This is a genomic window from Rubellimicrobium roseum, from assembly GCF_006152145.1.
In the GTDB taxonomy this organism is placed as follows: Bacteria; Pseudomonadota; Alphaproteobacteria; order Rhodobacterales; family Rhodobacteraceae; genus Rubellimicrobium; species Rubellimicrobium roseum.
This window is the reverse complement of sequence record NZ_VDFV01000014.1, coordinates 75036-87793: the sequence shown is the minus strand read 5'-3', so window position 1 is coordinate 87793 and position 12758 is coordinate 75036. Positions and strand designations below refer to the sequence as shown.

9 protein-coding genes and 1 pseudogene are annotated in these 12758 nt (G+C 67.1%); all 10 read right to left on the bottom strand.

Annotated elements, in window-relative coordinates:
- Positions 1 to 187: 187 nt before the first annotated feature.
- The gene (locus FHG71_RS11885; protein ID WP_139081899.1) at positions 188 to 1312 is read right to left on the bottom strand and encodes an acyltransferase family protein; all 1125 of its coding nucleotides are present in this window, start codon (positions 1310 to 1312) and stop codon (positions 188 to 190) included.
- Between the two features lie 745 nt (positions 1313 to 2057).
- Positions 2058 to 4442 carry a DUF3772 domain-containing protein gene (locus tag FHG71_RS11880; RefSeq protein WP_139081898.1) on the bottom strand — a complete coding sequence of 795 codons (2385 nt, stop codon included), beginning with the start codon at positions 4440 to 4442 and terminating at the stop codon, positions 2058 to 2060.
- Complete coding sequence (locus FHG71_RS11875) at positions 4442 to 5476, bottom strand: cysteine synthase A (RefSeq protein ID WP_139081897.1); 1035 nt, start codon at positions 5474 to 5476, stop codon at positions 4442 to 4444. Before FHG71_RS11875 ends, FHG71_RS11880 begins: the two co-directional genes overlap by 1 nt.
- Before the next feature lie 82 nt (positions 5477 to 5558).
- The gene (locus FHG71_RS11870; protein ID WP_176559397.1) at positions 5559 to 6668 is read right to left on the bottom strand and encodes an NUDIX domain-containing protein; all 1110 of its coding nucleotides are present in this window, start codon (positions 6666 to 6668) and stop codon (positions 5559 to 5561) included.
- Positions 6665 to 7105 carry a TrgA family protein gene (locus tag FHG71_RS11865; protein WP_139081895.1) on the bottom strand — a complete coding sequence of 147 codons (441 nt, stop codon included), beginning with the start codon at positions 7103 to 7105 and terminating at the stop codon, positions 6665 to 6667. Before FHG71_RS11865 ends, FHG71_RS11870 begins: the two co-directional genes overlap by 4 nt.
- 21 nt (positions 7106 to 7126) lie before the next feature.
- Positions 7127 to 8335: an SAM-dependent methyltransferase gene (locus FHG71_RS11860; protein ID WP_139081894.1), complete on the bottom strand. Its 1209-nt coding sequence runs from the start codon at positions 8333 to 8335 to the stop codon at positions 7127 to 7129.
- A gap of 57 nt (positions 8336 to 8392) precedes the next feature.
- Positions 8393 to 9819 (bottom strand): annotated as a pseudogene (locus FHG71_RS11855) (cryptochrome/photolyase family protein).
- A 57-nt stretch (positions 9820 to 9876) separates the two neighbouring features.
- Positions 9877 to 11109, bottom strand: a complete 1233-nt coding sequence (locus FHG71_RS11850) for an aminotransferase class V-fold PLP-dependent enzyme (protein ID WP_139081893.1) — start codon at positions 11107 to 11109, stop codon at positions 9877 to 9879.
- Between the two features lie 71 nt (positions 11110 to 11180).
- Positions 11181 to 12158, bottom strand: coding sequence for an oxidoreductase (locus FHG71_RS11845; protein WP_139081892.1), 978 nt, complete (start codon positions 12156 to 12158; stop codon positions 11181 to 11183).
- A gap of 12 nt (positions 12159 to 12170) precedes the next feature.
- Positions 12171 to 12674, bottom strand: coding sequence for a DinB family protein (locus tag FHG71_RS11840; RefSeq protein WP_218014083.1), 504 nt, complete (start codon positions 12672 to 12674; stop codon positions 12171 to 12173).
- Between the last annotated feature and the right edge of the window lie 84 nt (positions 12675 to 12758).

Here is a 12758-nt window from a genome sequence, read left to right as displayed (position 1 = left end):
CCTCCGAAGTCGGGCCGGATGAATCAGCTAAGCCGCTGAAACGCCAGAGCGCTTACAGGTCCTGAGCCTAGGTCAGGCCCAGATTCATGGATTGATTTTCCAATCGATAGAGGACTGCCGGAAAAAGGCTAGTTTCACCGGGCGTTCTCAAGGAGAACCGACAAGAACTACCAGATCGACCCCTTGCTCAGGTCGGTTCCCCCTCTTTCCCGGAAAGCATAGCGAGTTGGGAATCTCTCCTCGGGGACGGAGAGAGAAGGCTGCGGAGGTGGCGGTTGGCGGGTGCTTCCCACCAGTAATACGACATAGTTGCGAAACCGATGGTCAGCATGACCCAGATCACACGATCGATCTCGAAGCTGAAGACTTCACCGAAGAGGCGCTCGAAGATCTTCGCCACAAGGGTATGATACAGATAGATACCATATGAGATCAGACCAAGATACTGGAGCACCGGCAGCGACAGCAGTGCCTTCAGGTAGGGCAGCGGGTGGCCTCCCGCGCAGGCATAGACCAACCAACCGAAGATGAGCGATGCCCCTGTAATCTTCAGATCGGCCGTCATCGTGAAGAATGTCGGCGGCAGGAAGAACAGCGCCGCTCCCACGAATGCTGCCGATATCCAGCCCAGGCGATGACGCCATGAGTTGCGGCTCGACAGGGATACGAGAGCGCCGACCCCGAGGGAGTCGAAGCAGCTCGGAGGCAGGACCCAGGCGCCGAACTCTCCCGGCCCGACAGCCCACCACAGATAGCGGAACAAGGGACCGATTACCACAACACCGACGAAAAGCAGTGGCAGCCGATTAGGCCGAACGAGCAGGATCAGCAGCGGCCAGATGATATAAAACTGCACCTCTACTGCCAGCGACCAGAGATGGCTCGCAGTTCCTCCCCAAGCGTGCTTAACGGTGAAAAGAAAGTTGCTCAGATAGAGCAGATGCCAGCCGAAGGTCTCGCGTAGCCCATCGATGTCCAGAAGCAGACAGATCGCGAGAAATGCCAGTAGGCCCGGGAACAGGCGAGCCTGGCGCTTCCACATGAACCTTGAGAAGTCGAAGGACCGCGTGGTCTTGGACCCGATCTCCCTCATGATCAAATGGGTGATCAGGAACCCGCTGATCACGAAGAATAGCCGTACTCTGTAGCTTCCCCAGTGGACGCCGAACGGCCAATATTCTTGAGGAAAGTAATGGGTGAAGACCACACCGAGAACGGCGATGGCTCGCAAGCCGTTGAGGGCGGGGTAGTAGTCAGGCGTGCGAGAAGCAGGTGCTGACTTCGGGACGAGCAAACCAGTGAACGAAAACAAGGCGCACCTGCCGTAGTGTCATCACGGCACGTTAGGTCTGAATGAAGAGCCCCGTCAACGACTTCTGCCGCCCGCACTTGCGCGTGGACCTGTCACGGAGGCGACAAGCAGCGGCAACTCATCTACAGTGGCGCACCTTCGGACAATACAAGTGGCGGTCGCCTTTGCTACCGGAACTCTTTTTCTTCTCAGACTACTGGCCGTTCGGTGTGGCTTTAGAAGGGTAGCGTCGATCGAGAGTGTCGGCCCGCTGTCCTCGGGCGTTCGAAGGATCAGCACCGGCACAAACTCGCCCATGCAACTCCAGCGGAATCACAGTCTGTAGAGGAGTATCGGCGGGCACGTCACGCCAGTTCAGGCTGTCACAGTTCTGGAAGATGGCCCTGCTGAGCACGCGTCGGTCATCTACGCGCGCCCGGTCCTAACGGGCTTGGAAGGAACGGCCGAAAATCGCACATCTACGTGTCCGTAAGCGGTTCTGATGATGTGACTGCCTCTACCGGCATCGGTGTGCCAAGATGGATATGCGGTGATTCAGAAAGGATATCAGTCCTATGATCCACGCTTCTGCACGGAACGCCGTTGCTTTGTCTGTCGAGCAAGCTCGGGTTCCTCAATCGCATCCCGGACAGGGGAAACGATCCTGTCGGCCGAGATAATCTTGATCTTCGCACCCGATCCGGCTGCTCGTCAGAGCTGAACGCATCCCTCGTGCAAGGTTGATCCTTGGCCCCGGGCCCCTGCATCAGGCCGGCACCGCCTTAGGCGGAGCGGGCGGCGGCGGCGCAGGAGGCGAAGCCGTATGGATCCCGGCCTCTAGGAATCGCCTAGCGATCGCTTGGTTGATCTCACTTCGGGTCGTGGTGCCGAAGTTGACGTCGCGGATGATTGCTCGGATTTCGAAGTTGAGAATGTCCGGCCCGAAGCCCGCCAGTACCACCGCCGGCGGTGGCGACAGAAGCACCATCGGATTCGCCTCGGCCACTTGGCGCAGGATGCGGGTCACCTGATCCACATCGGTGCCGTAGCCCACCGAGACCGGCAGGATGATGCGCCCCACGAGGTTGCCGCGGGTCCAGTTCACCACCTGCCCAGAAACCAGGTCGGCATTGGGGACGATCACATCGGTCCGATCAAAGGTTTCGATCCGCGTGGAGCGTACGGAGATGTCGCGCACGTAACCCATCCGCGGTCCGACCTCGATCCAGTCGCCCTCATTGAAAGGTCTCTCGATCAGAAGGATAATGCCTGACACGAAGTTCTGCACGATGTTCTGAAGGCCGAAGCCGATGCCGACCGAAAGGGCACCGGCGACGATGGCGAGGTTGGACAGGTTCAGGCCCGCCAGCGTCACCGCGAGGAGCGCCGCCAAGGTCAGCCCTAGGTAGCCCAGCCCAGATACGATGGCGTTCTGCGCCCCCGGATCAATTCGGGTCTTGGGCAGGACGGTGGACCGCAGCATCGCCTGCAGAAGCCGGGTGAGGAACCAACCGATCCCGAAGACCGCCCCGAAGGTGACGAACTGCCCCGGGGAAAGCTGAGTTTCACCGATCGTGAATCCGCCGAGGAATCGCGTCCAGGCTTCGGCCAGGTCCTCGGTCCGCGCGCCCCAGATCAGCGCGAGCACGGGCAATGCCAGAAGGAAGAGCGCAAATCCCACGAGCACGGGCAACAGCGCGTCCCGGATCGTATCCTCCCGTCGCGTGAGCAGCGCATAAACGTCGGTGGCTAACCATTGGAGCAGGATCAGCAATCCCAGGAGTCCAAGGGTAACGATGCTCGGCAGAAGCAGGGCCGCGCCCGCTCGGTGAAACCCCAGCAACAGCAGGATCGGCGACACGACCGAGAGAACCACGATAGTCCGTCCCAGGAAGGTCAGGATCCGGCGCCGGAACGTGACTGCCTCTTCCTCACTCGGGGCGTCCGCGGACAGGCCAGTCGCGGCAAGGCAGCGGCCGAAGCGGAAGGTGATCAGCGCCAGGAGGACGTCCACCGGCAGGAGCAGACCCGCCCTTACTTCGGGCAGGATGTCACCCACGGCCAGAAAGGCGCGCACGGCGACATTGAGCGCAAGGACCCAGCCAGCTTGTCGCAGCCAGCGGCCCAGATCATCGCGGATAGACGGCGCGATGTCGAAGGGCGGTGGGTTCACCCGCTCCGGAGCGAAGAAGCGACCTGCCAGCCACGAAGTGCCCATCACGCAGAGCCCGGCCAGCGGCACTGCATGAATTAGGGCCATGGCGCGGGTGCCGAAAAGCCCCGTTGTCCCGATCGCCCAGGCGAGAACCTGAAGCCCGAGAAGTGGCAGCAGCACGTTGCCGACCGAGACACCCAGATCCACGATGTTGGCCGCGTGCGGCCCGCGGAAGCGGCCCCGCGACCGGACAGATGAGAATCGCGCACCTGCCGCGACCACCCAGCCCCGCCCTCGTGTCAGGAGAAACATCCCAATCACCAGAAGCATTGCCGCCAGGGGCCAGTTAGCGGCGAATACGGCTCGCCGCGCCGCGCTGCGCACCGACGTCGTGACTTCCTTGCTCAGCCCCACGATACGGCTGCCCACTGCGTCGACCATCTCGGGCCAAATGCGGGGATCGAGCGGCGACGTGCCGCGGTTCAGGAGCGCGGCTGCCTGCCGGCTGCGGGTCAGGGCGTCGATCTCGCCGATCAGGCCGTCGGCGTGGATATGAGCCTCTTGCGCGAGGAGCCCGGGCGCCCGCAGGCGCGCGAGTTCGGCCAGCAGCGCCGTCCGCCTCGCGGCGACTCGGCCGTCCTCAGAGGGCTCACCCTCGGCGGGGGCAGGTCCAAGGGCGGCGGTCTGCGCCTCGACGGTACCGATGCGGGCGGCGTTGGCAGCCTGCGCCGCAGCAAAGACCTCGCGCCAGCCCACGATCTCCTCGCGCAGGCGCGTCAGGGCAAAGCTGGAGCCCTGCCCGGACTCGGATAAGGCTGCGGCGCGTGCGGCCGTCTCGGCCCAGGCCGCGTAGTCTGGGGTTCCCTGCTCGGTAAGGACCTCAGGGCCCGCGGGCTCCTCCGCATCGGGAATGGGCGGCGTCTCGGCTTCCTGAGCGCGGGACGGGTCAGCCAGCCCCAGAAGCAGCGCCGCCGCGAGGACCCACCCCGCTCGCATCAATCCTCGAACACCCCCGGAATGGACGCTGGCGCACGATCTAGCCAACCTGGGACCGGAAGTCCCTTCTCGCGGAGAAAGTCGGGATTCCAAAGCTTCGATTGGTAACGCGTGCCGTAATCGCACAGGATGGTCACGATGGTGTGCCCAGGGCCCATGTCGCGCGCCATGCGGATCGCCCCCGCGACGTTGATCCCGGACGACCCCCCCAGGCACAGCCCTTCGTGCTCTAAAAGGTCAAAGACGATCGGCAGTGCCTCGGCATCGGGGATGCGGTAACTGAAATCTGGCTGGAGGCCGTCGAGATTGGCCGTGATCCGGCTCTGGCCAATTCCTTCGGTGATCGATGAGCCCGGCATGTCGAAGGTGCCCTCGGTGTAGAAGCTGTGAAGCGCCGCACCCTCCGGGTCGGCCAGCGCGATCTTCACGCCCTTGGGCTGGAGCACCTCGGCCACCCCGGCGAGCGTCCCGCCGGTGCCGACCGCACACACGAAGCCGTCCACCCTGCCCCCGGTCTGCTCCCAGATCTCGGGGCCCGTGCCCTCGACATGGGCCCGCCGATTGGCCGTGTTGTCGAACTGGTTGGCCCAGATCGCTCCCTGCGGAAGGGTTCGTGCCAGTTCCTCTGCAAGGCGTCCGGAGTAGCGAACGTAGTTGTTCGGGTTCTTGTAGGGTGCCGCCGGCACCTGCACGAGATCGGCCCCTGCCAGACGAAGCATGTCTTTCTTTTCCTGGCTCTGGGTCTCGGGAATGACGATCACCGTCTTGTAGCCCATGGAGGCGCCGACGAGCGCCAAGCCGATCCCTGTGTTGCCGGCCGTTCCCTCCACGATGGTCCCGCCCGGCCTCAGCTTGCCACGCGCCACGGCGTCCTTAATGATGTAGAGAGCGGCGCGATCCTTGACCGATTGACCGGGGTTCATGAACTCGGCCTTGCCGAGGATCTCGCACCCAGTCATCTCCGAGGCATGGCGAAGGCGGATCAGCGGCGTGTTGCCCACGGCGGCGGCAAGGTCGGACTTGATGGGGGACATGGCGGGCCTCTCGTTGCCCCGCCTGTCTAGGGGGCGGCGGGCGCCAACTCAAGGGAGCCCCGACCGCCCCTTTTGGACCGGCCTAGCCCCGCCCGGCCCGCCAGCGATGGAGCCAGAGCAGCATGGAGATGAGCGGCATGGCATTCGACTCGCCTGTCTCGATCAGCGCCATAGCCTCATCGAAGGGCACAAGATGCAGCCGGAGATCTTCGTGCTCCGCCTCAAGGCCACCAGAGGTCGCATGGTCGTCCGGCAGATTGCAGAGCGCGAGATAGGCATAGAAATGATCCGTCGCGTTTCCTGGCGAGGCATAGCCCGCGAACATCGGCACGAGTTCCGTGAGTTCCAGAGACGCCTCTTCACGGGCCTCGCGCCGCGCGGCCTCCTCCGGCGTTTCGCCTGCGTCGACGAGGCCGGCGACCGGTTCCAGCACCCAGGGCTGCGGGTCACCCCGTCGGGCCGGGCCTGGGCGGAACTGCTCGACCAGCAGCACGCGGTCGCGGGCAGGGTCGTAGGGCAGCACCAGCGCCGCGTCCGCCCCCACCATCACCTCGCGTGGCAGGGCTTCGGACCGTTCGCCGTTGAAGCGGCGATGGTCGACTTCCAGCGCTTCGAATCGGAAGAACTGGCCCGAGGGGGGCCGCACCCTGCGCAGCGCGAAATCATCGGGCGACGCACGATGCCTCCATGCGGTCGGGGTTCCCGTCGCGCGAAGCGACGCCGCCGCGCGGTGGTCGATCATCGGTCCCTGCTCCTGAAGCGAATCACCCACAAGAGGCGGCTCATGTGCGGCGATCTCGGCGGCGCGGCGCATCGGCAACGGGAGCGAATGGCGCAGCCAACCCTCAAAGGACCAGTCCTCGGCCCCGGCCTCGAGCGAGGACGGCGGGAAATAGGCCTCGGCCGGCACGTCCTGGTCCCCGGCCCGCACGGTCACGGTGCGACGGGTATAGCCGAAGGGCAGTTCATAAGCATCCAGCCGCTCCTGCGCGTCGAGCGGCAGCGTCCAGACCGTGCCTTTGGTTTGTGCCCCCGGATCCTGGACCAGGATGGGCAGGTCGCCTTCGGTGGATCTAAGCACCCGATGGCCGGGCAGCACGGCTTCCTGGCCTTGGGCGGTGCCAGTGCCGCCCGACAGGAGTTCCAGCATCGGCCGGTGGCGAAGCGTGCCGTAAAAGAAGAACGTGGTCATCTGTAGTTCCGGGCCACCCATTCGGTCACGAGTCCGCCAAGGATCCCGCCTGCGACCAGGGTCGCCATGATCGTGGGGGTGACGACGAAATGGGCGTTGCCGACCATCAGGCGGACCACGTCCACGACAGCTTCGACCGGACCTTCATAGACCTTGCGAAATGACTGGCTCAGCATCAGCGCGGTGCTGTGCAGGAACAGCGCCATCAGCGTCATGCCGAAGGCCGAAGTCAGCCCGTGCGCGACGGCATTCGGCCAAGTGGTCCGTGCCCGGGCTCCTGCCACCCGCCAGCCGATCACAAGACCGATAAGGCCGTTATATTCAGCGAAGCGACCGAGGTCGGTACCTTCGGGGAACATCGGCTCGACCATCTGTGACACCCACCAGGCGAGGGCGGCGAACAGGGCGGCGGCAACGAGCTTGGCGGCGGTCGGCATGCTCCCTCGGCGTGCGGCGGCTCATGCGGGCCGGGACAGGGTGATCTGCGTCACGTCGCAGTTACCGCCATGGAAGGCTCCGGCGCAAGAGGCGAGGTAGAAGTTCCACATCCGCCGGAACCGGTCGTCGAAGCCAAGCCGCGCCACCTCGTCCCAGCGGGCGTTGAAGCTGTCGTGCCACAGGCGCAGGGTCCGGCTGTAGCTTTCCCCGAACTCGGTCGAGCCCCGGACCCGCAGGCCCGCCTTCTCGACCTCCGCGCGCAAGACGCTAGGGCTGGGCAGCATGCCGCCCGGAAAGATGTACTTCTGGATGAAGTCGACGCTAGAGCGGTAGAGATCCCAGCGGTGCTCGGAAATCGTGATGATCTGCAGCGTGGCGCTGCGGCCGGGCTTGAGGCAGCGCTTCAGCGTCGCGAAGTAGACGGGCCAGTAGGCCTCGCCCACCGCCTCGAACATTTCGATCGAGGCTACGCCGTCATACTGGCCCGCCTCGTCCCGGTAGTCCTGGAGCTTGAGCGTCACCTTGTCCTCGAGCCCCGCCCGCCGCATGCGGTCCTGCGCGAAGGCGAGCTGTTCCCTGGAAATGGTGAGGCCCGTGACCCTCAGTCCCCGCTCCCGGGCCGCGTATTCGGCGAAGCCGCCCCACCCGCAGCCTATCTCGAGCACGTGGTCACCCGGCTGCGCGCCCATGCCATCGACCATCCGCTCGTACTTGCGCCGCTGCGCGGCCTCCAGGCTCTGCTGGCCGCCGTCGAAGACCGCCGAGGAGTAGGTCATCGTTTCGTCGAGCCAGAGCCGGTAGAAATCGTTCCCTAGGTCATAGTGGCGGCTGATGTTCCGCCGGGCCTGCGTCTTCGTGTTGCTCTGAAGCCAGAAGCGAAGCCGTTCGTAGGCCCTCACGAAGAAGGCACCCGGGAAGGCGTCGTAGAGATCGTCGGCGTCGTCGTTGACGAAGTCCATGAAGGCCATGAGATCCGGCGTGGACCACCAGCCGTCGAGGTAGGCATCCGAGAAGCCCAGATGTCCTTCGCGTACGGTGCGCGCGAAGAGGTCGGGATTGTGCACGACGATTTCGGCCACATAGCCGGCCTGCCGGCCCTCGGCCCGGAAGCGCCGCCCGTCCGGCAGCACAATGTCGAGCCGTCCCCGCGCCAGGCGGGACGCGATCGCGAACACCTGGGCGAAGTAGCGCGGCAGGTTTTCCTGCCCCTCGGTCGAGGTGAGGATCATTCGCGAGGAACCCCGTTCGTGACAGCCTGTCGCAAGGTAAGCCTTCACGGAAATTTGTCACGCGCTTCCGACGGCCCGGGCACGCGACCGGAAGGCGGCCAGCGCCGCCTCGCGGGCGAGAGCCAGATCCAGGACCGGGAGCTGATAAGGGTCGCGCGGTGACAGAGCCCAGGACCGGGGGATCGCGTCGAAGTAGCTCAGCGCCGTTGCGGGCGGGTCGAGGTGCCCCTCCGCGATCCAGGTGCGCTCGTAGTCTCCCTTGCCGTCGTAGGATTTCGCCTGCGATTCGGGGCTGAAGATGCGGAAGAAGGGCGAAGCGTCGGGGCCGGACCCCGCCACCCACTGCCAGTTCACGGCGTTCGACGCGGGATCCCAATCGGTGAGGCAGTCCTCGAACCACTTCAGCCCGATCCGCCAGTCGGTCAGCATGTGCTTGGTCAGGAGCGATGCCGCAATCATGCGCGCGCGGTTGTGCATCCGCCCCGTCACGTACATCTCGCGCATCGCCGCATCCACCAGCCGGATGCCTGTCCGTCCCTGCCGCCATGCGCGCACCATCGACGAGTCGGCTTCCTGCGCCCAGGGGAAGAGGCGCCATTCGGGGCGCCAATGATCGGTCGCCAACGCCGGCGATTCGAACAGGAGATGGTGCGCGAAGTCGCGCCAGGCCAATTCCTTGAGGAACTGCTCCGCTCCCGCCGCGCCGCGCTCCATCGAGGCAATCCCGGAACGCCAGCAAGCACGTGCGCTGATCTCGCCGACGGTCAGGTTTTCCGAGAGCCGCGAGGAGCCGTCCTGCGCGGGATAGTCCCGGGCCTTGGCATAGCCGCCTATCCGCTCGGACACGAAGCGGTCGAGCCGCGCCTGCGCCCGCGCCTCACCCGGGTGCTGCCAGGCGGCCACGATGGGACCGCCCCGGTTCATCGCCGCGTCGAGCCGCCAGTCCTCCAGACGGTCCGATTCGGGCCAGCGCTCTGGCCCGGCGAGCCGCCCCGGCGCCGGCAGCGGCTCGCCCGGGTCGCGGGCGCGCAGTGCCCGGAAAAATGGGCCGTAGACCTTGAAGGCCCCCCCGCGCCGGTACGGACCGTCTCGGGCTCGTGCAGCAGGTGGCCGGGGAAGGCCCGCGCCTCGACACCCAAGCCCTTCGCCACACCGTCGTCTCGCCGCCGCGACAGGGGATCGTGGAGCCGCGTCCACCAGACCGCGCCCGCCCCCGTCTCGGCCACCAGAGCCTGCAGCGCCTCCAGGGCCGGGCCGCGACGGAGAACGAGGCGGCTCCCCAGCGCCTCAAGGCTCCGCGCCAGTTCGGCCACGCCCATTCCGATGCGCATCCTGGGCGCGGCGCCCAAGGTCTCCACGCCCTCATCGCAGAGGAAGACGGGAATCACCGGCCGCCCGCTCCGTGCCGCCTCGTGCAGCGCCGGATGGTCGGAGAGCCGCAGGTCGCGGCGGAACCAGAGAAGGATCGGACGGGGATCGGTCATGGGAGCCTCCGGGATTCGGGGGGCAGGATAGCGGAGCGGGCCGTGGCGGGAAGACTCCTATCCCGGCAGCACCGCGTCCAGCGCCCGGACCAGCCGGTCGATGTCCTCCTCGGAGGTGTAGTGCGTGAAGCTCATCCGCAGCACGCCCTTGTCCGGGTCGATCCCCATCGCGCGCAGCGGCCGTACGGCGTAGAAGTCGCCGCCCCCGCATTGGATGCCGTGTCCGCCAAGCGCCGTCGCCGCGACCTCGGCCGAACCGGGCAGTTCCACGGCCACGGTCGGCGCGCGTCCCTCGGCTTCGGCGGGACCGAGGAGGCGGAGATCGTTGCGGTCCCGCAAGGCGTCGAGGAGGGGTCGCAGAAGCTCGACCTCCCGCGCGCGCATCAGGTCGTGCGCGGCACGGGCCGCTGGGGCGCCCCGGGCGGGGCCGCCGTGATGGGCCGAGAGCGCCTCGATGTAGTCGGCCATCCCGGCCGAGGCGGCGACCTGCGCGTGGTCGGGCCCGGCGGGCGTGAAGCGCTTGTAGAGCGCGTCGCCGTTGAAGAAGTGGCCCTGGTTCGGAAGTTCCCGGCCCCAGTCCTCGCGGATGGCCATGATCCCCTGGTGAGGACCGTAGACCTTGTAGGCGCTGAACAGGTAGACGTCGCAGCCCAGCGCCCCCACGTCCGGCAAGCCGTGGGGGACGTAGCTCACCCCGTCGACGCAGGTCCGTGCGCCCGCCGCCCGCGCCATGGCCGCGATGCGCGCCACGTCGTTGATCTCGGCCACGACGTTGGAGCAATGGGTGAAGCAGACGAGCCGCACCCGCCCGTCAGCCAGGAGGTCCCCCAGCGCCTCGGGGTCGAGGTGGCCGGTGGTCGGATCGATGCGCCATTCGCGCACCTCGACCCCGTCCTCGGACAACCGCCGCCAGGGGCCCGAGTTCGCCTCGTGGTCCTGGTCGGTGACGACGATGGCCTCGCCGGGCTTGAGCCATTTCCGCACGGCCTGCGCCAGGACGTAGGTGTTGGCGGTCGTGGACGGCCCAAAGGACAATTCGTGGGTGGCGACGCCCAGCATCTCCGCGAGCCGTTCGCGCGCCTCGTCCATCTCGGCGCCGGCGACCTGCGACATGGCATAGGGCGCGTAAGGCTGGACCTTCCGCTCGGTATAGAAGCGGTGAAGCCTGTGAACCACCTGCGCGCAGGGGAAGGAGCCGCCCGCGTTCTCGAAGAAGGACTGCCCCTCGAGAGAGGCGACGGCGAAGGCGGGGAACTGGGTGCGGACCCAGGCGGTGTCGAGACGGGTCATGGGATGCTTTCGGAAACGAGGGCCCGGAGGCGGGTGGGACCGCCTTCGGCAGGAGCTTGGAAGCAGGCGGCCTAGAGGTCCACGACGACCCGGCCCTGCACGCCGCCCCTGAGGATCGCCTGCCCCAGGTCGGGCAGATCCTCCAGGGTGGCGGGCCGGGTCATGGCGTCGAGCTTGGCCATCGGCAGGTCGCGGGCGACGCGCGCCCAGGCGGCGTCGCGCAGCGGCAGGGGGGCATGGACCGATTCGATCCCGAGAAGATTCACGCCGCGCAGCAGGAAGGGAATCACGGAGGCCGGGACCTGCACGCCCCCGGCGTTGCCCACCGCCGCGACCGACGCGCCGTAGCGCAACTGCCCCAGCACCCGCGCCAGCATCGGTCCGCCCACCGCGTCGATGCACCCGGCCCAGGTCTCGGACTCCAGGGGCTTGGGCACGGTGTCCGCGATCTCGGTCCGGGCAACGATCCGGGTCGCGCCCAGGTCGCGGAGGTAATCCTCGGCTCCCTCGCGCCCCGTGACGGCCGCGACCTCGTGGCCCGTGGCCGCGAGAAGCGCCACGGCGACGCTGCCCACCCCGCCCGTGGCGCCGGTGACGAGGACCGGCCCCGCGCCGGGCCGGAGCCCCTGCCCTTCGAGCCGCAGGATCGCCAGCATCGCCGTGAGGCCGGCCGTGCCCACCGCCATCGCTTGGCGGAGCGAAAGTCCCTGCGGCACGCGCACCAGCCAGTCGGCCTTGACGCGGGCCCTTTCGGCGTAGCCGCCCCAGCGGCTCTCGCCCACGCGCCAGCCGGTCAGGATGACCTCGTCGCCCGGACGCCAGCGGGGGTCCGAGGACTCTTCGACCACGCCCGAGAAGTCGATGCCGGGCACGTGCGGATAGCTGCGGACAAGGCCGCCCTTGCCGGTCAGGCAGAGCCCGTCCTTGTAGTTCAGCGTCGAGTGGCGGACGGCGACGGTCACCTCGCCCTCGGGCAGGCGGTCGTCGGCGACCTCCTGCACGCGGGCGCTCAGGCCGGTGTCGTCCTTGTCCACGAGAAGGGCCTTCATGGCGGTCTCCGCTCAGAGGGGCATCAGAAAGAGGTCGGTGTCGCGGGGCCGGAGACCGGCGGCTGTCAGCAGGGCATGGACCTGCCCGCGGTGGTGGGTCTGGTGGTTAAAGACGTGGCTGGCGATCAGCCCCAGGGGCCGCGATACCTCTCCGCCCGTCACGCCCGAGACCCAGGTCAGGTCGCCGTCGAGGTCGCCCGGCCCGAGATCCTCGGCCCAGGCGAGCAAGGCCGCGTCGGCCGCGCGGCGTCCCTCGGCCCAGGTGACGGCATCCGTCACGAGCGTGGCACTGGCCGAGAGGCCCACGGCGGGCCGGGGGTGGCCCGCGAGGCGCGAGAGCCACATCCGGTCGGCCCAGAGCAGGTGGCTCAACGTCCCGAGAATCCCACCGAAGAAGGCGCCGCGGTCGCGGCGAAGCTCCTCCTCGGGCAGCCGGGGCACGAGGTCGAGCAGCCCCTCGTTCTGCCAGGCGTTGTAGCGGGCCATCAGGCGGCACCAGTCGGGCGTGACCAGCATTGCGTCCTCCTTGCGGCTCCGAGGGTGGCAGGCGCCGCAAGCCTCCGCAAGCACGGGGATTTCGGGCGACGCGACGGCCCGTTT